Source organism: Streptomyces boninensis (assembly GCF_048572725.1).
GTDB lineage: Bacteria > Actinomycetota > Actinomycetes > Streptomycetales > Streptomycetaceae > Streptomyces > Streptomyces boninensis.
This window is the reverse complement of sequence record NZ_CP183837.1, coordinates 1,366,119-1,385,928: the sequence shown is the minus strand read 5'-3', so window position 1 is coordinate 1,385,928 and position 19,810 is coordinate 1,366,119. Positions and strand designations below refer to the sequence as shown.

Below are 19,810 nucleotides of genomic sequence, written 5' to 3'. Positions count from 1 at the left end.
GTCCGTTGGCGGCTACTGTGACTCGTCACACCGAGGAGGCGATCACCCCATGCAGCAGCTCTCGGAGGGCGCCCGGCGGCTCGCCGCCCGTCTCGAGCCGCGCGTCAACGAGCTCGCCCGGCGCATGACCCGCGAGGCCTTCGAGGAGATGCCGGGGTATGCGGCGCTGCCCGACGAGATGAAGGACGTGGAGATCGCCGCCACCGCCCGTTATGGGATGCGGGAGTTCCTCGGCCGCGTACGGGACGGGCGCATCGGCACCGACGCGGGCACGGTCTTCCTCGACCGGGCCGCGCAGCGCGCCGAGGAGGGGATGCCGCTGCATCTGCTGGTGCGCAGCCACGCCCTCGGCTCGTACGTCCTGTGGCAGGGCCTGCGTGAAAGCGCCCGGCCCGGCGAGGAGAAGGCTCTCGTCGAACTCGCCGACCAGCTGCTGCACATCACCCCCGTCACGCTCGCCTCGATCGTCCGCGCGTATCTGGATGAGCACCACGCCCTGCACGCCGAGGAGTACGCCCAGCGGCAGGCCCTCGCCGGCAGCCTCCTCGACGGCCTGCTCCCGGCCGGAGCCGCCGGTCCGCAGCTCGGCCCGCTCGGCCTCGACGGCCCGGTGCTGGTGCTCGCCCTCGACGCGCCCCTCGGCGCGGCAGAGGGCACCGTCGTACCGCAGCGGCTGCAGCGCCGGATCCGCTCGACCATGGACGACGTGTTCGCCGTGGACTCCTTCGTGCTCCTGGAGGCGGGAGGTGGCCGGGCCCTCGTGCCCCGCGCCACCGAGGCGCCGCAGCGGCTCGCCGAGCGGCTGGCGCAGGACTGCGGCCATGTCATACGTATCGCCGCCGTCCCCGCGCCGGGACCCGACGCGGTCGCCGAGGCCGCCCGTACCGCCGCCGAGGTGCTGCGCATCGCCCGCGCCTGCGGGCATCCGGCGGGCGTGCACCACCTGGACGACGTGCTGCTCGAATACCACCTGTCGCGCCCGGGCGAGAGCGGCCGCCGCATCGCCGCGCTGCTCGACCCGCTCGCCGACCGGCCGTACCTCCTCGACACCCTGCGCACCCACCTCGCCCACGGCCGGCAGCGCCGCGCCACCGCCGCCGCGCTCGGCCTGCACCCGAACAGCGTCGACAACCGCCTCGCCAAAGCCGCCGAACTCACCGGCCTCGACCTGGGCACCCCACGCGGCACCGCCCTGGTGCTCGCCGCGCTGCTGCTCACGGAGAGCTGACCTGCGGGCGCCTTGTCTTCTACGGTGGGGTTGTTCGCCCTCGCAACGGACTGTCTCCAGGAGGCCACGATGAGTTTCGACCGGCTCGCCGCCGTGACGACGCCGACCGCGCACATCGGCTTCGGCCTCGCGGCCGTCGGGCGGCCGGGGTACATCAACCTGGGCCGCGAAGCCGACCTGCCCGCGGACCGCACGGTCGAGGCGCTGCGCGAGCGCAGCCACGAGCTGCTGGACGCGGCGTACGCGCAGGGCGTGCGGTATTTCGACGCGGCCAGGTCGTACGGGCGGGCGGAGGACTTCCTCGCGGACTGGCTGCAGGCCAGGCCCGATGTGCGGGACGCGGTGGTCGGCAGCAAGTGGGGCTATACGTACACCGCGGACTGGCAGGCCGACGCCGAGGTGCACGAGGTGAAGGACCACGGCGCCGACGTCTTCGAGCGGCAGCTCGGCGAGACCCGCAAGCTGCTCGGCGAGCGGCTCGACCTCTACCAGATCCACTCCCTTACGCCCGACAGCCCGGCGCTGACCGACCACGCGCTGCACGACCGGCTGCGGCGGCTGGTGGACGACGGCGTCACCGTCGGCTTCTCGACCTCGGGCCCCGATCAAGCCGCGGCGATCCGCTCGGCGCTCAACATCACGGCGAACGGCGGCACTCTGTTCCGTACCGTCCAGGCCACCTACAACCTGCTGGAGCCGTCCGCGGGGGAGGCCCTTGCCGAGGCGCACGAGGCGGGCCTCACGGTGATCGTGAAGGAGGGGCTGGCGAACGGGCGGCTCGCGGGCGCGGCCGCGCCCCGGGTGATCAAGGAGATCGCCGAGGAGACCGGCGGCACCAGCGACGCCATCGCGCTGGCGGCGGTCCTGGCGCGCCCGTGGGCGGGCGTGGCCCTCTCCGGCGCCGCCACCGCCGCCCAGCTCCACGACAATCTTTCGGCCGCCGCGGTCGACCTGGTCGCCCTGGACTACGAGCGGCTCGCGGATGTGGCGGAGAGCCCGGGGGAGTACTGGCGGCGCAGGTCGGAGCTGCCCTGGCACTGACGACGGCCGGGGCAACGGCTGCCTTTTAAGCCGGTTTTCGCCTTCAGATGGTGACATTCCTAGGAACCCGACCAAGGGAGTCACCATGACACGCCGTACGCGCCGGCTCTCCGTCGCCGGCATATCCGTCCTCGCGGCCGCCGGCCTCGCCACGGGCGCCTCCGCAGCCTTCGCGGGCGACGGCGGGGACGACAAGCCCGCCGTGGAATACGTCGTCAACGAGGACGGCGGCAGCGGTTCCGCGGCAGCCGACAAGGACTGCCCGGGACACGAGGGCGACCAGGGCTCCGACCCCGCCTCCGCGCTGTGAGCACCCGGCATCCCGAGGCGGAGCTGCTCGAAGAGGCGCTCTTTGAGGTCAAGCGGGTGATCGTGGGTCAGGACCGGATGGTGGAGCGGATGTTCACCGCGGTCCTGGCCCGCGGGCACTGCCTCCTCGAAGGCGTCCCCGGCGTCGCGAAGACGCTCGCCGCCTCGACCCTGTCCCGCGTCGCCGGGGGCACCTTCCACCGGCTGCAGTTCACCCCCGACCTGGTGCCGTCCGATATCACCGGCACCCGCATCTACCGGCCCTCGCAGGAGGCCTTCAGCGTCGAACCCGGGCCGGTCGTCGCCAACTTCGTCCTCGCCGACGAGATCAACCGCGCCCCCGCCAAGGTGCAGTCCGCCCTCCTGGAGGTCATGGCCGAACGCCAGGTCTCCATCGGCGGCACCACCATCCCCGTCCCCGAGCCCTTCCTCGTCCTCGCCACCCAGAACCCCATCGAGTCCGAGGGCGTCTACCAGCTCCCCGAGGCCCAGCGCGACCGCTTCCTCCTCAAGGTCGAGGTCGGCGCCCCGACCGAGGACGAGGAACTGGCGATCCTCTACCGCATGTCCACCGACCCGCCGACGCCGCGCCGGATCCTCACCCCGCACGAACTCACCACCCTCCAGCGCCATACGGACCTGGTCTTCGTCCACCACGCGGTGGCGCGCTATGCGGTCCGGATGGTGCTGGCCACCCGCGAGCTCGCCGCCCCCGAGGACAGCACCCTCGCGTACGGGGCCGGCCCCCGCGCCACCCTCGGCCTCATCGCCGCCGCCCGCGCGCTGGCGCTGCTCCGCGGCCGCGGATACGTACTCCCCGGCGACGTCCACGACCTCGCCCACGAGGTCCTCGGCCACCGCCTCGTCCTCTCCTTCGACGCCCTCGCCGACGGCGTCAGCCCCGCCCAGATCGTCGACCAGGTGCTGGCCTCCGTACCGCAGCCGCGCATCACCCCGCAGCAGGCCGAGGAGGAAGCCGCGGACCTGGAGGCGCGGCTCGAGAAGGACGGGAGAGCGGCATGAGCGGACGCTGGTCGTACGGGCCCGAAGGACCCACCCTCGGCGAGCTCACCCCCGAACAGGCCCTGCGCAACCTGGAGCTGATCTTCCGCAGGCGCCCCGACGGCATGCTCCAGGGCGAGCTCCCGGGCCTCACCCCAGGACCCGGCACCGAACCCGACGAGACCCGCGCCTACATCCCCGGCGCCGACGACGTCCGCCGCATGGACTGGAGCGCCACCGCCCGCACCGGCGAACCGCACGTCCGCCTCACCCTCGCCGACCGCGAGCTCACCACCTGGATCGTCCTCGACGCCACCGCCAGCATGGACTTCGGCACCGCCCGCATGGAGAAGCGCGACCTGGCCGTCGGCGCCGCCGCGGCCGTCGCCTTCCTCACCGAGCGGGCCGGCAACCGGCTCGGCGCCCAACTCGTCCGCCAGGACGGCCTCCAGCGCATCCCGGCACTGCCGGGCCGCGCCCACCTGCTGCGGGTGCTGCAGACCGCGCTCCAGCGCCCGCGCGGCGCGCCCGGGCCGATGCCGCACACCCTCGCCGAAGCGCTCACCGCGCTCCGCCGGGCGGAGCGGCGGCCCGGGCTCGTCGCCGTCATCTCCGACTATCTGGACGACGGCTGGCAGCAGCCGCTACGGGCCCTCGCCCGCCGCCACCAGGTGCTCGCCGTGGAGGTCGTGGATCCGCGCGAGCTGGAGCTCCCCGCGGTGGGGCTGCTGACCGTCGTCGACCCGGAGACCGGGCGGCTGCGGGAGGTGCCGACGTATGCGCGCGGGCTGCGCGAGCGGTACGCGGACGCGGCGCTGGCGCAGCGCGCGGAGATCAAGGCGTCGATACGGGGCGCGGGGGCCGCGCATCTGCGGCTGCGGACCGACCGCGACTGGGTGCGCGACATCGTGCGCTATGTGGCGGCGCAGAAGCGGCGGGCCGGGGGTGCGGCATGAGCCTCAAGTCCCCCTCCTGGCTGTGGCTGTTGATTCCGCTGGCCGCGCTCATCGCCGCGTACGTGGTGATGCACCGGCGCCGCGGCCGCTATGCCGTCCGCTTCACGAACGTCGACCTGCTCGACAAGGTCGCCCCGCGGCGGCCCGGCTGGCGGCGGCATCTGCCCGCGGCGGCCTTCGCCGCGATGCTGTGCCTGCTCGTCGTCGGCTTCGCCCGTCCCACCACGGACGCGAAGGTGCCGCGGGAACGGGCCACCATCATGGTCGCGTTGGACGTCTCCGCGTCGATGGAGGCCACGGATGTGCGGCCGAGCCGCTTCGAGGCGGCCAAGCAGGCCGCGCTCACCTTCATCGACAAGCTGCCGGAGCGCTTCAACGTCGGTCTTGTCCCCTTCAGCGGCTCGGCGAACGTGGCCGTCCCGCCCGTAACCGACCGCGAGGCGCTCCGCCGCGCGGTCGAGGGGCTCGACACCGGCAGCGGCACCGCCATCGGCGAAGCCGTCGTCAGCTCGGCGAAGGCGATCGAGCGATTCGACGCCGAGGCCCGCCGCAACCCGCCGCCGGCCCGCGTGGTGCTCCTCTCCGACGGCGAGAACAGCGCGGGCCGCGCCATCGAGGCGGGCGCCGAGATCGCCCGGTCGGCGAAGGTGCCGGTGTCCACGATCGCGTACGGCACGGAGGACGGCCGGGTCGAACTGGACAGCGGCCAGACCATCACGGTCCCGGTCGACGGCCCGGCCCTCGAAGACCTGGCGGAGACCACAGGAGGCAGCTTCTACGAGGCCGCCTCCGGCGAGGAACTGGAGCAGGTCTACGAGGACATCGGCAGCTCGGTCGGCCACCGCACGGTCCAGCGCGAGGTCTGGCCGTGGTTCGTGGCCGGCGGCCTGCTGGCGGCCATGGCCGCGGCGGCGATGTCCCTGGCGTGGTTCGGCAGGATCCCGTGAGGAGAGATGAACGGATGACTTCGCGCTACGAGGACGGCGGGGCCTGGCCGTGGATGCCGCCTGCGGCGGGCGGGAGAGGGGCGGCGGACGGTCATGCGGCCGCGGTCGCCGCCGATGACGCGGCCGCGCCGCAGGAGGCGGGTGGCTCGCGGACCGGCGCCGCGGACCGGACGGCCGCCCGCAGCGGCCAGGGCTCCGCGCCTGCCCCCGCCCCCACGCCGTACGGCCGCTCCGGCAGGCCGGAGGCCAACTCACGCCCGCCGGACGGCCAGTCGCTCTCCGGCGTCGGGCTCGGCCACCCACGCGGGCCCGCCTTCCTGAGCCCTCCGACCGCCGGCGCGGTCCCGGCGCCGCCCTCGACGCCCGCCGCCCTCATCACCCCCGCATCCACCCCCGCCCACCCCGAATCGTCCCCGCCCCGCCCCCCGGGGCGGGGACCCCGCACCGCGCTCGTCACCGCCGTGGTCCTCGCCGTCCTCGGCGGCGCGGGCGCCGGATACGCCGCGGGTGCGCTGGGCGACGACGACCCGGGTACGGACCCCGTGCCACCCGCCGCCGCGGCCCCCCAGCGCGACGGGCTCGGCGCCGTAGCCGCCCGGGTGTTGCCCAGCGTCGTCTCCGTCGAGGCCGGCAGCGGCCAGGGCACCGGGTTTGTCTTCGACCGGCAGCGGCGGGTGCTCACCAATGCGCATGTCGTCGGCGAGTCCGATCGCGTGTCGCTCGTCACCGACGGCGGCCGCCGCATCTCCGCCGATGTGCTGGGCCGCGACCGCGGGCGCGACGTCGCCGTACTCGAACCGGACGAAGGCGCGGGGCTGCGGCCGCTCTCCCTCGCGCGCTCCGGGCGGCCCGCCGTCGGCGACAGCGTGATCGCCGTAGGGTCGCCGCTCGGGCTCACCGGCACCGTCACCGCCGGCATCGTCTCCGCCCCCGACCGGCAGGTCTCGCTCTCCGGCGGTGGGCGCCGGTCCGCGATCCAGACCGACGCCTCCATCAACCCCGGCAACTCCGGCGGCCCCCTGGTCGACGCCCGCGGCCGGGTGATCGGCATCAACACCGCCATCGCCTCCCTCGCACGCGGCGGCCAAGGCGGCTCGATCGGCATCGGGTTCGCGATTCCCATGGCCGAGGCGCTGGACGCGGCTGAATCGATCATTGATGGGAATTAGGTTCGGTTCATGAGACTGCTGGTGGTCGAGGACGAAGAGGACCTGGTCGAGTCGCTCCGGGTCGGGCTCAAGCGCTCCGGGTACGCGGTGGACACCGCCGCCACGGTCGACGCCGCCCTGGAAAAGCTCGAGCTGAACGAATACGACCTGGTCCTGCTCGATTTGACCCTCCCCGACGGCGACGGCTTCGCCGTCTGCCGCCGCATCCGCTCCGCCCCCGGCGGCCCGCGCATCCTCATGCTCACCGCCCGCGACCGCCTCGCGGACCGGGTACGCGGCCTGGACGAGGGCGCGGACGACTATCTGGTGAAGCCGTTCGCGCTGCCCGAGCTCCTCGCTCGTATACGAGCCCTGCTCAGACGCGAGGACGGCGGCACGGCGGTGGTCGAGGTCGGCGAACTCCGCCTCGACACCGCCCGCTTCGAAGCCTTCCGCGGCGAGCGCGCACTCCAGCTCACGCCGAAGGAATTCGGCGTGCTGCACTACCTGATGACCCGCCCCGGCGAGGTCATCGGCGCCGAGGAGCTCCTCGAACACGTCTGGGACGAGAACGCCGACCCGTTCACCAACACTGTGCGGGTGACGGTCGGTTCGCTGCGGCGGAAGATCACGGGGGCGGACGAGCCATTGATCGAGACGGTGATACGGCAGGGCTACCGGCTGAAGGACGCGCAGTGAAACGGCCGCAGCTGCCCGCCTTCACCCACAGCATTCGCTTCCGGCTGACGGTGCTGTATTCGGCGATCCTGTTCGGGCTGACGTCGCTGGCGCTCGGCGGGGCGTATGTCGCGGTGGACCGGAGCGGGAATGCCTCACCGGTGACCAGGGAGATCCAGGTTGAGGCGCGGCAAGGAGACGTCGTCGTCAAGGAGTTCCCGGCAGTGAAGGTCCACGACTTGGAGGCGCGGATCAACTACGAGACGCTCTCCAACCTGCGAAAGTTCGCCTTCCCTGCCCTGGGCGGCCTCGCCGTCGCCAGCCTCGGCATCGGCTGGATCCTCTCCGGCCGCGCCCTGCGCCCGGTGCGCGCCATCGCCCGTACCGCCGACGACATCCAGGCCGCCGGCGACCTCTCCCGCCGTATCCGACTCACGGGCCCGAAGGACGAGTTGCGCATGGTCGCCGACACAGTCGACTCGATGCTTGACCGGCTGGAGGAGTCTTTCAAGGCGCAGCGGCAGCTGGTCGACGACGCCTCGCACGAGCTACGCTCGCCGCTGACGATCATCCGGGCGAGCCTGGACGCGGTGCTGACCAGCGAGGAGTCGGACGAGGAGGAGCGGCGCCGGGCGGTACGGGTCGTAGACCGGGCGACTACGCGGATGACCCGCCTAGTCGAGGACCTGCTGGCGACGGCCCGCCGCACGGCGCCGGCCTTCGCGGACACCGACACCGACCTCGCGGCGGCGGCAGCCGAGGCATGCGAGGAGTTCCAGCCGCTCGCGATCGAGCGTGGGCTGCAGATCCGCCCGCGGCTCACTACGGGACTGACGCTGTTCGGCGACCATGACGCGCTGCGCCGCGCCGTTGGCAACCTGCTGTCCAACGCGGTCCGGCTGGCGCCCTCGGGCACGCGCGTCACGGTGGCCGCAGGACGAGAGGCGGGTTGGATGTGGGTGGCGGTGGAGGATGCGGGCCCAGGTATCGGGGAGGGTGAGCAGGGCCGGGTCTTCGACCGCTTCTGGCGCGACGGCCGTACCCCGGAAGGCCGCGACCGGCACGCGGGGCTGGGCCTGGCCATCGTGCGGCAGATCACCGAGTCACATGGTGGGCAGGTACGGCTGCACTCGCGGTTGGGGCAGGGAAGCACCTTCGTGTTGTGGTTTCCGGCGGCGGACGCGGTCAGGGACGGCGGCCCGCCGGAAGAGAGCCCTTTGGCTACGCCACGGGTGTGACCTTGGGCGCGTAGATGGCCCTGGACCTACGCGCCCCACACATCGGATCGTCAACGGATTAGTCGCCGAGCGGAATCTCAACAAAGCTTCCACGATCCGCCGTCGGCAAGGTTCCCATCCCAAATCCAGCCATCCAGGCGAGGGGTCCCTTCATCGCGGAGGTGCGTCCACGTGTTACCCGCACTATTCACGACGTAGCAGTGGTAATACAGCTTGGCAGCAGGGTAGACCGTTGCGTCACGAGTGCAGCCTTCGTTAGGTCCTCTGCGCATGGCGGCAGATGGAGATTTCACGTGGCCGGTATTGGAGTCCTTGTTTGACCAGCTAGGATTCTGGCACGCCAGCGGCGCGGTGGAGTGAGCGCTGGCCGCAGGTATCGCGGTTGCCGCAACAGAAGCGATAAGAACAGGCACTGAGAGCGCTGACCGTAACCTTCTTTTCATGAGTTCCCCTTCTCGCGAGCCGTGCAGTTAAGGCCTATGGAGGCCCCTGTGTTTCAGGGATAGTTATGTGATCGACGTTTCCCCGGTGTAGATTTTTGTCATGAGGAGTCGCCTGAGTTAACCTTGGTTAATCAACTCATACTTAAGGCGTAGTCGGTGGTCATTAACTACGAGGTGCTTCAGCGGATTTTCGGGCCATACGCGTTGATCTCGCTGGGGAGTGCGGGCAGATTGCGGCACCGCTCCGGCGCCGAGGGGTCACGCGTTCGGTGTGGATGCGGCCTCCATGTGGCCTGGACCTTGACCCAGCGCGTGACCTCAGAGGCGTGTACTTCAGTGGACTGGGGCGATCGATTCGCGTATGGGCAGGCCGGAGTGCCAGGTGGCCGTCGGGGGCGGATTCATCGCGGCTCGTCCGGGGGTGTGGATGAGCGGGGTGGCCTCGTGTCGGGCGAGCATGCGACACCCGGTAGCGGTCCACAAGTCGGCGAAGTCGTCGCGTTCGCGCAGGTGGAGGGGCACGCGTCGCCTCGGTAGGCGATTCGGGCCGGGATAACGATGAGATAGTGTCGACCGCCAGGAGATATTGCCCGCCGGGCCGCCACCTGCTCCGCGATGTTTGCATGAACCGAGGACTGGTACGAAATTCACCGCCTGCCCTGCATCCTGGGTTATCGCAGCCCAATCGAGTACGAAGCCGTTCTCGTGGTCTGACCGGAACCGCCAACGTGCCCTGCACACCGAAGCAAGCTCACGCCGTTCCAGGTTTGACCGGTGAACGGCCGCGGAGAAACATATGGCATTGCAGTTTGCGGGCGGGTGAGAACGCATCGGTGCCTACGATCAGGGGCAAGGCTCGGGTTCCCGCATGCTCAAGAATTCAGAATTCTCCCCGTTGGAAGTCGGGACCTACGCCGCTGACTTGACCTTGGACGCGTATACGTCCACGTACTCCTGGCCGGACAGGCGCATGACCTCGCTCATGACCTCGTCGGCGACGGCGCGCAGGACGTAGCGGTCGCGGTCCATGCCCTCGTAGCGGGAGAAGTCCAGCGGCTCGCCGAAGCGGACCTCGAAACGGGCCAGCTTCGGGGTGCCGGCGCCGCCCGGCTGGATCTTGTCGGTGCCGACCATCGCGAACGGCACCACCGGCGCCCCGGTCATCAGCGCCAGCCGCGACACGCCGGTGCGGCCGCGGTAGAGCCGCCCGTCGGGGGAGCGGGTGCCCTCGGGGTAGATGCCGAAGACCTTGCCCTCCTCCAGGATCCGGCGGCCGGTCATCAGCGCCGCCACGCCGCCGTGGCCGCCGTCGCGGTCGACCGGGATCATGCCGCCGATCTCGCCGAAGAACCAGGCCATCAGCCGGCCCTTGACGCCCTTGCCGGTGACGTACTCGTCCTTGCCGATGAAATACACCTGGCGCTTGACCACCAGCGACAGGAACATCGAGTCGATGAAGGTGACGTGGTTACCGGCCACGATCACCGGTCCCGACTCGGGAATGTGCTCCGCGCCCTCGACCCGTGGGCGGAACAGGACGCGCATGAGCAATCCGAGAAACGCCTTGAGAACGATGCGGAACAACTTGGGGCCCTCCGTGGTCTATGTGTCTGCTGCGGCAGGTGTGACCCCCGCGACCTGCACGTACCGCACACTGCGCAGGCTCTGGACCATACTCGCGCGGGTTCCCCATTCGCACATCGGGTTCACCCCGTGGATACGCAGTGTTGACGGGGATTTGGGTGGCGTTCTGCCAGATGTCTCCCGTTAGCCACGTCCGGCGCCCTAGCATCAGGCCGACCTTTGTCAGGTGCGGGACACCGACGTGTGAGGAGCTACACATGGAGAAGCTGGGCAGAAGAGCTGTGCTCGGTGCGGCGGCGTTGGGCGCCGCGGGCGCGGCCCTGGGGGTGCCCGCAGGGTCCGCGAGCGCCGCGGGGGCGTCCGGCGGGAGCAGCCGGCTGCCGGTCCCGGCCGTGGTCGGCCACCGGGGCGCCAGCGGCTACCGGCCCGAGCACACCCTCGGCTCGTACGAGCTCGCCCTCGCCATGGGCGCGGACATCGTCGAGCAGGACCTGGTGATCACCAAGGACGGGCATCTGGTGTGCCGGCACGAGCCGGAGATCGGCGGCACGACGGACGTCGCGGACCACCCGGAGTTCGCCGACCGCAAGAAGACCAAGAACCTGGACGGCAGGGACACCCCCGGCTGGTGGGCCGAGGACTTCACGCTCGCCGAGCTGAAGACCCTGCGCGCCATCGAGCGCATCCCGGCGAACCGCCAGGAAAACACCATCTACAACGGCCGCTGGGAGGTCCCCACCTTCGAGGAGGTCCTGAAGTGGGCCGACAAGAAGGAGCGGGAGACCGGCCGGAAGGTCTGGCTGCACATCGAGACCAAGCACCCGACCTTCTTCATCAAGCAGGGCCTGCCGCTGGAGCCGCCGCTGGCCAAGCTGCTGAAGAAGTACGGGCGTGACGGGCGGCGGGCGCCGAACTTCGTGCAGTCCTTCGAGCCGAGCTCCATCCAGCGGCTGAAGAAGCTGGTGTCGTGCCCGGGCGTCGTGCTGCTGTCCACCGCGAGCTCCCGCCCGTACGACTTCGTCGTGGCCGGCGACCCGCGCACGGTCGCCGACCTGATCAAGCCCGAGGGCCTGAAGTGGATGGCGGAGTTCGCGAAGGGCATCGGCCCGACGCTCGACCTGATCATCCCGAAGGACGCCAGCGGCAAGCTGCTGGAGCCGACCACGCTGGTGAAGGACGCCCACGCGGCGGGCCTGGTGCTGCACCCGTACACGATGCGGAACGAGAACACCTTCCTCCCGCTGGACTTCAAGCGCGGCGACGACCCGAACGCCTACGGCGACGCCTTCGGCGCCTTCAAGACGTATTACGCCACCGGCATCGACGGCATCTTCTCCGACAACCCGGACACGGCCAAGCTGGCGGCAGAGGACCTCCGAGCGCAGCGGGGGTGAACCCCGCGCAGGTCCGACGCTGAGGCGGCGTCGCATCGGGTACGTCCCGCCCGGGTGCACGGCTCCCGGGACCCGGTGCGGCGCCGCTTCGGGATGCGTCACCCGTCCGAGGGGCGTGGCCGCGCGATGCGAAACCCGTCGCCGCCGGGGCGCGTCCCGCCCGACATGCAACCTCGCCGGAATGTCGCCCTCCACGTCCTCATCCCCATCCTCACCCCGCTCGTCGCCGCCGAAGCGGCAGCCGCTGTGCCCGATACGGAAGGCGACGACGTGACGCAGGCTGTGTGGGCGCGGCTGCTCGCGTTGCCCGCCGCGCCCGCGGATCCGGCCGCGTGGGCGCGGGCTGCGGTCCGTACGGAAGCGCGCCGCCTCCGGCACCGGGCCCGCCACGAACTTGCCTGCGCCGTACCGCCGTCGCCCCCGCCCTGCCGTGTCGATGACGCCGAGCGGGCGGCATTGCACGACGCCATCGCCCGCCTCCCCGGCCACTGCCCGTTCCTGCTGGACGCGCTCCTCCGCCCCGACCGGCCCGGATACCGGGCCATTGCCGCGGAGTTGGGAATGTCACACGGTTCGCTCGGGCCGCTGCGTTCCCGCTGCCTGGAGGCGCTGCGGAGAATGTACGGAGCCGGTCCCGGAAGGTCGGGGTCCCCGCCGAAGGTTGGACGCGTGGCCGGGCGGGGAAAGGGGCGTTAGGCGATGGGGAGGATGACGCGGACATGGGCACCAGCGTGACGATTTCCACGGCCGTCGACAGCGACGCCGAGCAGATCCTGAAGCTGCAGTACCTCTGCTACCAGCCCGAAGCGGCGCTCTACGACGACTACACACTCGAGCCTCTCACCCAGACGCTCGACGACCTCCGTGCCGAGCTGCGCCGGGGCATCGCCCTGGTGGCGCGGCTGGGCAGCGAGATCGTCGGGGCGGTGCGCGGCGAGGTGGACGGCGACGGCACGGCCAAGGTGGCCAAGCTGATCGTCCACCCGCGGATGCAGGGCCACGGCATCGGCATCCGGCTGATGTCCGGCATAGAGGAGCGTCTGGCGGTCGGCGACGCGGCCGCCACCAGCTATCAGCTCTTCACCGGCCATCGCAGCGAGGCCAACCTGAGGCTGTACAAGCGGCTCGGCTACACCCCGGTCAGCACCCAGCGGGTGAACGCCAAGCTCAGCCTGATCACGCTGGAGAAGGCTGCTCCGGGTCGCGAGCGTCCGCCGCAGGCCTCCGCTGCCGCGACAGCCACCACAGCCCGATGACAGGCACGATCAGCGGCAGGAAGAGGTAGCCCATCCCGTAGTCGGACCACACGGTCTGATCCGGGAAGGCGGACGGCTCCACCAGCGTCCACGTGCCGATGCCGAGCACGCCCGCGAGCTCGATGGCGCACAGCACCAGCGCCAGCTTGCGGGCGCGCTCGCCGCCGCGGACGAAGGCGATCAGGATGACGACGTAGATCGCCGCGGCGATGGCGGAGAGCACGTACGCGAGGGGGGCCTCGTCGTACTGCGTGCTGAGCTGGTAGATCGCCCGCGACGTGGCGCCGACGGCGAAGACGCCGTAGAGCGTGACCAGCAGCCGCCCGGGGCCGGATGACAGTTCGCTACGCACCGGCCGCCCCCCAAATGTCGTAGAGCCGCACCTGCAGCACGGCCAGCACCACGCCGCCCGCCGCGGCCGTCGCCGAGCCCCACCGGGACCGCTCGGTGAGCGACATGAACCCGGCCGCCGGCACGGTGAGGGCGGCGCCGATGAGATACGCCACGAACAGTCCCGTGCCCTGCTCCGGATCATCGCCCCCGGCCAGCCGCACCACGCCCAGGATCAGCTGGCCGACCGCGAGCGCGGTGACGACGCCCATCCCGATGTAATGCCAGTCCTTGGCCGGCTGATCGCGGAACGCGGCGATCGCACACCACGCACCGAGCGCAAGCGCGGCCACGGCAAGCGCGATCGTCAGGGGCTCGTACATGGCCCCGAGATTACTCGGCACCCCGACCCTCGCTGCGCGCGGTCCCGGCATGGGATTTACGATCACGAACTATGAGGATCTCGACAGACGCCCTGCTGTTCGACATGGACGGCACGCTCATCTCTTCCATGGAGTCCGTACTGCGCTGCTGGAACGCCTGGGCGCAGGAGTACGGCATCCCGGAGGACACCTGGGCCGGCGTCCAGCTGCACGGGCGCACGGCCCGCGAGATCATCGCCGACCTGCTGCCGGCGGACCAGGTGGACCAGGCGGTCGCCAGGATCGCCGAGCTGGAGATCGCGGACGTCTCCCCGGAGGGCATCACCGTACTGCCGGGCACCCTCGACCTGCTCACCTCCCTCCCGGACGAGAGCTGGGCCGTGGTCACCTCGGCCTCGCACCGGCTCGCCGAGGCGCGGCTGCAGGCCGTCGGGATCCGTACGCCGCTGTGCATCGGCGCGGAGGACGTGCAGCGTGGCAAGCCGGACCCGCAGCCGTTCCTGGTCGCGGCGGAGAAGCTGGGCATCGACCCGGCGCGGTGCACGGTCTTCGAGGACGCCCCGGTCGGGCTCGCGTCCGGCCGCGCCGCGGGCATGACCACCGTGGCATTGACCACAACGCACCGCTCGGACGAGCTGGACGCGGACGTCACCGTGCAGGACTTGTCCCACGTCAGGGCCGAAGAGGCCGGTCAAGGGGTGGAGCTGACCGTCGGATGAGACAGGCCGTCCGCAATGCGGACGGATTCTGATCGTGTGCGGACACGTGTTTTACTGGTCCGCATGACCACGACGAGCGACCGCACCCCTGCGACCGAGGCGATCAAAATGATCATGATGCCCGGTGCTCGTCGTATGTGTCGAATGTGCGCCTGATCAGCTGCCGCTGAGGGCCCTCCGGTACGGAGCTGCGCCCCGCCCGCTGATGGACCTGCTGGGTCCGCACACCTGAGCTCATCGCCATCACCCACTCATGCCTGCGGTGCTCCCGTCGGGGAGCTGCCGCGCGCGGCTGCGCTGCCGTGCCATTCCCTCAGGAGACGGAAAGTCCCGTGATCACCACCAAGGGCCTGACAAAGGTCTACCGAACCCGAGACCGCGAGGTCACCGCCCTGGACGGCGTCGATCTGCACGTACGCGAGGGGGAGGTCTACGGCGTCGTCGGACAGAGCGGCGCCGGCAAGTCCACCCTCATCCGCAGCGTGAACCTGCTGGAGGTCCCCACCTCCGGCACCGTCACCGTCGACGGCACCGACCTCACCGCCCTCGCCGGCAGCGGCAAGCGCGCCGGCGCCGAGCTGCGCCAGGCCCGCGCCCGCATCGGGATGGTCTTCCAGCACTTCAACCTGCTGTCCGCCCGTACGGTGCAGGACAACGTCGAGCTGCCGCTGGAGATCCTCGGCCACTCCGGCGCCGACCGCTCCCGCAAGGCCCTCGAACTGCTCGACCTGGTCGGCCTCGCCGACAAGGCCAAGGCCTACCCGGCGCAGCTCTCCGGAGGCCAGAAGCAGCGCGTCGGCATCGCCCGCGCCCTCGCCGGCGACCCCAAGGTGCTGCTCTCCGACGAGGCCACCTCGGCCCTCGACCCCGAGACCACCCGCTCGATCCTCCAGCTGCTCCGCGACCTCAACCGCGACCTGGGCCTGACCGTGCTGCTCATCACGCACGAGATGGACGTCGTGAAGGCCGTCTGCGACTCCGCCGCGCTGATGAAGAACGGCCGGATCACCGAGTCCGGCGCGCTCTCCGAGCTGCTGCACACCCCGGGCTCCGAGATCGCCGCCGAGCTCTTCCCGCTCACCGGCGACACGGGCGGCGCGCCCGATCGCACGGTGGTCGACATCACCTTCCTCGGCGAGAACACCGGCCAGCCGGTCATCTCGCACCTGGCGCGTACGTACAACATCGACGTCTCGATCCTCGGCGCCGCCATGGACACCGTCGGCGGCAAGCAGGTCGGCCGGATGCGGATCGAGCTGCCGGGCGCGTACGAGGAGAACGTCGTGCCGATCGGCTTCCTGCGCGAGCAGGGCCTGCAGATCGAGGTGCTCGGCGCAGCCGACGCCGTCAAGGACACCCAGCTGGTCGCGGAGGTCGCGCAGTGAACTGGTCAGAGATACGCCCCGAGCTCCTCACCGGCCTGTACGAGACCCTCGCCATGGTCGGCTGGGCGGGTCTCTTCGCGATCGTCGGCGGCGTCCCGCTCGGCGTGCTGCTGGTCCTGACGGACCGCGGGCGGCCGCTGCAGAACGCGGTGGTCAACAAGGTCATCGGCTTCGTCGTGAACGTCGGCCGGTCGCTGCCCTTCATCATCCTGATGCTGGCGCTCACCGCCTTCACCCGCGCGCTGGTCGGCACCTCCATCGGCCTTACGGGCGCCATCGTGCCGCTCGCGATCAGCGCCATCCCGTTCTTCGCCCGGCTGGTCGAGACCGCCGTGCGCGAGGTCGACGGCGGGCTCGTCGAGGCGGTGCAGGCCATGGGCGGCTCCACCCGCACCGTCGTCTTCAAGGCGCTGCTGCCGCAGGCGCTGCCCTCGCTGGTCGCGGGCCTGACCACCACGATCGTCGCGCTCATCGGCTACTCCGCGATGGCGGGCGCGGTCGGCGGCGGCGGCCTCGGCGACGTCGCCATCCGGTACGGCTACCAGCGCTACGAAGGCGGCGTCATGCTCGCCACCGTGATCCTGCTGGTCGTCCTCGTGAACGTGGTCCAGCTGATCGGCGACTTCTTCGTCCGTACGCTCTCCGACCGCACCACCCGCTCCGCCGCCTGGCTGCGGGCCCCGCGCCCGACCCGTACCGCCGTCACCGCCGTGGCGTCCGTCGGCCTGGTCGGCGCGCTGACCGCCGGCACCCTCGGACTCACCGCCAAGGGCGACGCCGAGTCCGACGACACGGTCACCGTCGCGGCCACCCCGACGCCGCACGGCGACATCGTGAAGTACGTCGCCGACAACCTGGCGAAGGACGCGGGCATCAAGGTCGAGGTGAAGGAGTTCACCGACTACGTCAAGCCCAATGAGGCGCTGCAGAACGGCGATGTCGACGCGAACTTCTTCCAGCACGTGCCGTTCCTCGACGACTTCAACAAGAAGAAGCACGCGGACCTGGTCCCGACCGTCGGCGTCCTGGTCGAGCCGATCGGCATCTACTCGAAGTCGGTGGACGACGTCGGCGCGATCGGCAGCGGCGACACCGTCGCGATCCCCAACGACACCACCAACGAGGGCCGCGCCCTGCACCTCCTGGACGACCAGGGCCTGATCAAGCTCAAGAAGGACGCCGGGCTCGACGCCTCGCTGAACGACATCGCCGACGACGGCGGCCTCACGCTCAAGCCCCTGGAGGCCGCGCAGACCCCGCGCGCCCTGGAGGACGTCGACGCCGCGATCGTCAACGGCAACTACGCGGTCGGCGCGGGCCTGAAGCCCAAGACGGACGCGCTCGTCCTGGAGAAGGCCAAGGGCAATCCGTACGTCAACGTCATTGCCGTCAAGAAGGAGAACCGGGACGACCCGGCCATCAAGAAGTTCGACCGGCTGATGAACTCGGACGCCACGAAGAAATTCATGGCGAAGAAGTTCCCCTCGTCACTGCCGGTCTTCGGGCCGGTGAAGTAAGGGACTTATCGACTTGTCGCTGGTGGGAGAGGGGGTGCGCGTAGCGCATCCCCTCTCCCATGCTGCATGCTGTGCAGGTCAGCTGATAAATCGTCTCGGCTACGGAGCAGCGCATGGCATCGACTTTCCCGGACGTCTCCCTGAGCACGGACCGGCTGGTGCTGCGCCCCTTTGACGACCTGGACATCCCCGCGCTCGCGGAGATGATGAACGACGAGATGGTCACCGCCTGGACCACCGTCCCGCACCCGTACACGGAGGCGGACGCCCGCGACTGGGCATTGCGCCTGTCCCACGAGGAGCGCACCGCGGGCCGCGGCATCGTCTTCGCCGTATCGGAGTTCCTCACCCAGCGGCTGGTCGGCATCGTGCATCTGCGGCACACCGACTGGCGCACCCTCGCCGCCGAGATCTCGTACGTCACCGCCCCCTGGGCGCGCGGCGAGGGCTACGCCACCGAGGCCGTGCTCGCGGTCGCGCACTGGCTCTTCGACAGCCAGAAGTTCGAGCGCCTGGAGCTGCGCACCGCCGCCGACAACGCGGCATCGCAGCAGGTCGCGCAGAAGGCCGGCTTCATCAGCGAGGGCGTGCTGCGGGCCGCGTGGATAGCCCGCTCGAAGACCGAGGACGGCGGCTGGACCGACATCCGCACCGACCTCATCCTCTGGAGCCTGCTCCCTGAGGACCTGGACGGCGCCCTGGGCGACAGCGCCGACGCCGGGAGCTTCTCGGCGTACCCCGACTGGCAGTGATCGAAGTAACCTGCTCTTCTCGTCCGCAGAAGCTTCACTTCATGAGCACGACCACGAGAGAGAGCTGAACGATGGCCGACCGGGTCACGGTGATCGGCTGGGACGGCACGCCGCTCACCGCGGCGGCCCGCTCCGCCCTCGGCGCCGCGACGCTCGTCGCCGGCGCCGGCCACCACCTCGAGCTCCCCGAGGTCCCGGCGGCCGCGGAGCGGATCCGGCTCGGCAGCGTGGCCCTCGCGGCGCGGCGGATCGCCCGCCACCGCGGCACGGCCGTGGTCCTGGCCGACGGCGACCCCGGCTTCTTCGGCGTCGTACGGGCGCTGCGCGCACCCGAGCACGGCCTCGAGGTGGAGGCGATCCCGGCGGTCTCCTCGGTCGCCACCGCCTTCGCGCGGGCCGGGATGCCATGGGACGACGCGCAGGTGGTGGCCGCCCACGGCCGTAACCTCCGGCGCGCGGTGAACGTCTGCCGCGCTTTCACGAAGGTGGCGGTGCTGACGTCACCGGGCGCGGGCCCGGCGGAGCTGGCGCTGCTGCTGGACGGCGTCCACCGCACCTTCGTCATCTGCGAGGAGCTCGGCACGGCGCGCGAAGAGGTCTCCGTACTCACGTCGGACAAGGTCCACGGCCACACCTGGCGCGACCCGAATGTGGTGCTGGTCATCGGCGGCCGCGGCGGCGAGGCGGCTGCCTCCGGCGGCTGGCTGCTGGGGCGCGATCCCGGCTATCCGGAGCCGGTACGGGGCTGGGGCCTGCCCACGTACGAATACGGCGCCGTCTCGGCCACCGACCCCGGCTCCTCCGCCCAACTGCGCGCCGCCCAACTCGCCCGGCTCGGGCCCCGGGTGGGCGACCTGGTCTGGGACATCGGGAGTGGCGGCGGTGCGCTTTCGGTCGAGGCGGCCCGGTTCGGCGCGGCTGTGCTGGCGGTCGACTCGGACGCCGACGCCTGCGCCCGTACGCTCGCGGCGGCCCGCCGCTTCGACGTACAGCTGCAGGTCGTGCACGGCACCGCACCGCAGGTGCTGGAGGATCTGCCGCAGCCGGACGTGGTGCGCGTGGGCGCCGGGGGAGTGCCGGTGGTGGCGGCCTGCGCGGCCCGCCGCCCGGAGCGCATCACGGCACACGCCGGCACCCGCGACGAGGCGGAGGCGATCGGCCGGGAGCTGGCCGAGGCGGGCTACGACGTGGAGTGCTCGCTGTTGCAGTCCGTCGAACTGAACACCTCCGCCACGTCCGTATGGACGGAACGCGAACGCGTGGTCGTCTTCCTGCTGGCCGCTTCCCGCCGGCCGTGATCCGCTCCCGGCCCCTGGCCGAAGCGGAATGCGCGGGCAGGTAGGCTGGCGGATTGTGTGCCGTGCCCGGGGGGTTCGGCGCTTCGCTGGCGAATTGGGCAGAAGCGCGGCGTTACTTGCAGTTTGCGCGGCCGCTTTGCGGCAGAGTCCTGGTCGGTTTGTCGGTGAAGCTGAACACTCGGGTCAGGTCGTGCCGCGCGGC

20 protein-coding genes are annotated in these 19,810 nt (G+C 71.1%); 17 read left to right on the top strand and 3 right to left on the bottom strand.

Annotation, left to right across the window (positions count from 1 at the left end; translation table 11 throughout):
• Window positions 1-49: 49 nt before the first annotated feature.
• The 9 genes from ACNNMR_RS06230 to ACNNMR_RS06190 all read left to right on the top strand — a co-directional run bounded on the left by ACNNMR_RS06230 (window position 50) and on the right by ACNNMR_RS06190 (window position 8,547).
• Window positions 50-1,228 (top strand): PucR family transcriptional regulator, encoded by a 1,179-nt coding sequence (locus ACNNMR_RS06230; protein ID WP_419993511.1) that lies wholly within the window; start codon window positions 50-52, stop codon window positions 1,226-1,228.
• A 69-nt stretch (window positions 1,229-1,297) separates the two neighbouring features.
• Window positions 1,298-2,269 carry an aldo/keto reductase gene (locus ACNNMR_RS06225; RefSeq protein WP_419993510.1) on the top strand — a complete coding sequence of 324 codons (972 nt, stop codon included), beginning with the start codon at window positions 1,298-1,300 and terminating at the stop codon, window positions 2,267-2,269.
• Window positions 2,270-2,354: 85 nt separating this feature from the next.
• Window positions 2,355-2,579: a hypothetical protein gene (locus tag ACNNMR_RS06220; protein ID WP_419993509.1), complete on the top strand. Its 225-nt coding sequence runs from the start codon at window positions 2,355-2,357 to the stop codon at window positions 2,577-2,579.
• Window positions 2,576-3,601 carry an AAA family ATPase gene (locus ACNNMR_RS06215; RefSeq protein WP_419993508.1) on the top strand — a complete coding sequence of 342 codons (1,026 nt, stop codon included), beginning with the start codon at window positions 2,576-2,578 and terminating at the stop codon, window positions 3,599-3,601. The genes ACNNMR_RS06220 and ACNNMR_RS06215 overlap by 4 nt, the downstream gene beginning before the upstream one ends.
• Window positions 3,598-4,536, top strand: a complete 939-nt coding sequence (locus tag ACNNMR_RS06210) for a DUF58 domain-containing protein (protein WP_419993507.1) — start codon at window positions 3,598-3,600, stop codon at window positions 4,534-4,536. Before ACNNMR_RS06215 ends, ACNNMR_RS06210 begins: the two co-directional genes overlap by 4 nt.
• On the top strand, window positions 4,533-5,483 hold the full coding sequence (locus ACNNMR_RS06205; RefSeq protein ID WP_419993506.1) for a VWA domain-containing protein: 951 nt from the start codon (window positions 4,533-4,535) through the stop codon (window positions 5,481-5,483). The genes ACNNMR_RS06210 and ACNNMR_RS06205 overlap by 4 nt, the downstream gene beginning before the upstream one ends.
• Before the next feature lie 14 nt (window positions 5,484-5,497).
• Window positions 5,498-6,652 (top strand): trypsin-like peptidase domain-containing protein, encoded by a 1,155-nt coding sequence (locus ACNNMR_RS06200; RefSeq protein WP_419993505.1) that lies wholly within the window; start codon window positions 5,498-5,500, stop codon window positions 6,650-6,652.
• Window positions 6,653-6,661: 9 nt separating this feature from the next.
• Window positions 6,662-7,330 carry a response regulator transcription factor gene (locus ACNNMR_RS06195; RefSeq protein WP_419993504.1) on the top strand — a complete coding sequence of 223 codons (669 nt, stop codon included), beginning with the start codon at window positions 6,662-6,664 and terminating at the stop codon, window positions 7,328-7,330.
• Window positions 7,327-8,547: a sensor histidine kinase gene (locus ACNNMR_RS06190; protein ID WP_419993503.1), complete on the top strand. Its 1,221-nt coding sequence runs from the start codon at window positions 7,327-7,329 to the stop codon at window positions 8,545-8,547. The genes ACNNMR_RS06195 and ACNNMR_RS06190 overlap by 4 nt, the downstream gene beginning before the upstream one ends.
• 1,352 nt (window positions 8,548-9,899) lie before the next feature.
• Here ACNNMR_RS06190 and ACNNMR_RS06185 read toward each other — a convergent pair.
• Window positions 9,900-10,574 (bottom strand): lysophospholipid acyltransferase family protein, encoded by a 675-nt coding sequence (locus tag ACNNMR_RS06185; protein ID WP_419993502.1) that lies wholly within the window; start codon window positions 10,572-10,574, stop codon window positions 9,900-9,902.
• A 257-nt stretch (window positions 10,575-10,831) separates the two neighbouring features.
• Between ACNNMR_RS06185 and ACNNMR_RS06180 the strand changes: the two genes are divergently transcribed.
• The 3 genes from ACNNMR_RS06180 to ACNNMR_RS06170 all read left to right on the top strand — a co-directional run bounded on the left by ACNNMR_RS06180 (window position 10,832) and on the right by ACNNMR_RS06170 (window position 13,224).
• Window positions 10,832-11,968, top strand: a complete 1,137-nt coding sequence (locus ACNNMR_RS06180) for a glycerophosphodiester phosphodiesterase (protein WP_419993501.1) — start codon at window positions 10,832-10,834, stop codon at window positions 11,966-11,968.
• Between the two features lie 165 nt (window positions 11,969-12,133).
• A complete protein-coding gene (locus ACNNMR_RS06175) occupies window positions 12,134-12,664 on the top strand; it encodes a sigma-70 family RNA polymerase sigma factor (RefSeq protein WP_419993500.1) in 531 nt (176 codons plus the stop codon).
• Window positions 12,665-12,687: 23 nt separating this feature from the next.
• On the top strand, window positions 12,688-13,224 hold the full coding sequence (locus ACNNMR_RS06170) for a GNAT family N-acetyltransferase (RefSeq protein WP_419993499.1): 537 nt from the start codon (window positions 12,688-12,690) through the stop codon (window positions 13,222-13,224).
• Here ACNNMR_RS06170 and ACNNMR_RS06165 read toward each other — a convergent pair.
• Both ACNNMR_RS06165 and ACNNMR_RS06160 read right to left on the bottom strand, forming a co-directional pair.
• Complete coding sequence (locus ACNNMR_RS06165; protein ID WP_419993498.1) at window positions 13,145-13,576, bottom strand: hypothetical protein; 432 nt, start codon at window positions 13,574-13,576, stop codon at window positions 13,145-13,147. The two genes, ACNNMR_RS06170 and ACNNMR_RS06165, sit on opposite strands and share 80 nt — an antisense overlap.
• Window positions 13,569-13,937, bottom strand: a complete 369-nt coding sequence (locus tag ACNNMR_RS06160) for a hypothetical protein (protein ID WP_419993497.1) — start codon at window positions 13,935-13,937, stop codon at window positions 13,569-13,571. The genes ACNNMR_RS06165 and ACNNMR_RS06160 overlap by 8 nt, the downstream gene beginning before the upstream one ends.
• 71 nt (window positions 13,938-14,008) lie before the next feature.
• Here ACNNMR_RS06160 and ACNNMR_RS06155 point away from each other — a divergent pair, with 71 nt between their 5' ends.
• The 5 genes from ACNNMR_RS06155 to cbiE all read left to right on the top strand — a co-directional run bounded on the left by ACNNMR_RS06155 (window position 14,009) and on the right by cbiE (window position 19,608).
• Window positions 14,009-14,656: an HAD-IA family hydrolase gene (locus ACNNMR_RS06155; protein ID WP_419993496.1), complete on the top strand. Its 648-nt coding sequence runs from the start codon at window positions 14,009-14,011 to the stop codon at window positions 14,654-14,656.
• Window positions 14,657-14,988: 332 nt separating this feature from the next.
• Window positions 14,989-16,041, top strand: a complete 1,053-nt coding sequence (locus ACNNMR_RS06150) for a methionine ABC transporter ATP-binding protein (protein ID WP_419993495.1) — start codon at window positions 14,989-14,991, stop codon at window positions 16,039-16,041.
• A complete protein-coding gene (locus tag ACNNMR_RS06145) occupies window positions 16,038-17,558 on the top strand; it encodes a MetQ/NlpA family ABC transporter substrate-binding protein (protein WP_419993494.1) in 1,521 nt (506 codons plus the stop codon). The genes ACNNMR_RS06150 and ACNNMR_RS06145 overlap by 4 nt, the downstream gene beginning before the upstream one ends.
• A gap of 113 nt (window positions 17,559-17,671) precedes the next feature.
• Window positions 17,672-18,310 carry a GNAT family N-acetyltransferase gene (locus ACNNMR_RS06140; protein WP_419993493.1) on the top strand — a complete coding sequence of 213 codons (639 nt, stop codon included), beginning with the start codon at window positions 17,672-17,674 and terminating at the stop codon, window positions 18,308-18,310.
• 71 nt (window positions 18,311-18,381) lie between these two features.
• Complete coding sequence (gene cbiE, locus ACNNMR_RS06135; protein WP_419993492.1) at window positions 18,382-19,608, top strand: precorrin-6y C5,15-methyltransferase (decarboxylating) subunit CbiE; 1,227 nt, start codon at window positions 18,382-18,384, stop codon at window positions 19,606-19,608.
• Window positions 19,609-19,810 lie beyond the last annotated feature (202 nt).

Coding starts and splice junctions, on each gene's coding strand:
- ACNNMR_RS06175 (WP_419993500.1), top strand. CDS start 12,134: ATGCAACCTCGCCGGAATGTCGCCCTCCACGTCCTCATCCCCATCCTC.
- cbiE (WP_419993492.1), top strand. CDS start 18,382: ATGGCCGACCGGGTCACGGTGATCGGCTGGGACGGCACGCCGCTCACC.
- ACNNMR_RS06160 (WP_419993497.1), bottom strand. CDS start 13,937: ATGTACGAGCCCCTGACGATCGCGCTTGCCGTGGCCGCGCTTGCGCTC.
- ACNNMR_RS06200 (WP_419993505.1), top strand. CDS start 5,498: ATGACTTCGCGCTACGAGGACGGCGGGGCCTGGCCGTGGATGCCGCCT.
- ACNNMR_RS06195 (WP_419993504.1), top strand. CDS start 6,662: ATGAGACTGCTGGTGGTCGAGGACGAAGAGGACCTGGTCGAGTCGCTC.
- ACNNMR_RS06225 (WP_419993510.1), top strand. CDS start 1,298: ATGAGTTTCGACCGGCTCGCCGCCGTGACGACGCCGACCGCGCACATC.
- ACNNMR_RS06155 (WP_419993496.1), top strand. CDS start 14,009: ATGAGGATCTCGACAGACGCCCTGCTGTTCGACATGGACGGCACGCTC.
- ACNNMR_RS06220 (WP_419993509.1), top strand. CDS start 2,355: ATGACACGCCGTACGCGCCGGCTCTCCGTCGCCGGCATATCCGTCCTC.
- ACNNMR_RS06210 (WP_419993507.1), top strand. CDS start 3,598: ATGAGCGGACGCTGGTCGTACGGGCCCGAAGGACCCACCCTCGGCGAG.
- ACNNMR_RS06140 (WP_419993493.1), top strand. CDS start 17,672: ATGGCATCGACTTTCCCGGACGTCTCCCTGAGCACGGACCGGCTGGTG.
- ACNNMR_RS06205 (WP_419993506.1), top strand. CDS start 4,533: ATGAGCCTCAAGTCCCCCTCCTGGCTGTGGCTGTTGATTCCGCTGGCC.
- ACNNMR_RS06230 (WP_419993511.1), top strand. CDS start 50: ATGCAGCAGCTCTCGGAGGGCGCCCGGCGGCTCGCCGCCCGTCTCGAG.
- ACNNMR_RS06170 (WP_419993499.1), top strand. CDS start 12,688: ATGGGCACCAGCGTGACGATTTCCACGGCCGTCGACAGCGACGCCGAG.
- ACNNMR_RS06180 (WP_419993501.1), top strand. CDS start 10,832: ATGGAGAAGCTGGGCAGAAGAGCTGTGCTCGGTGCGGCGGCGTTGGGC.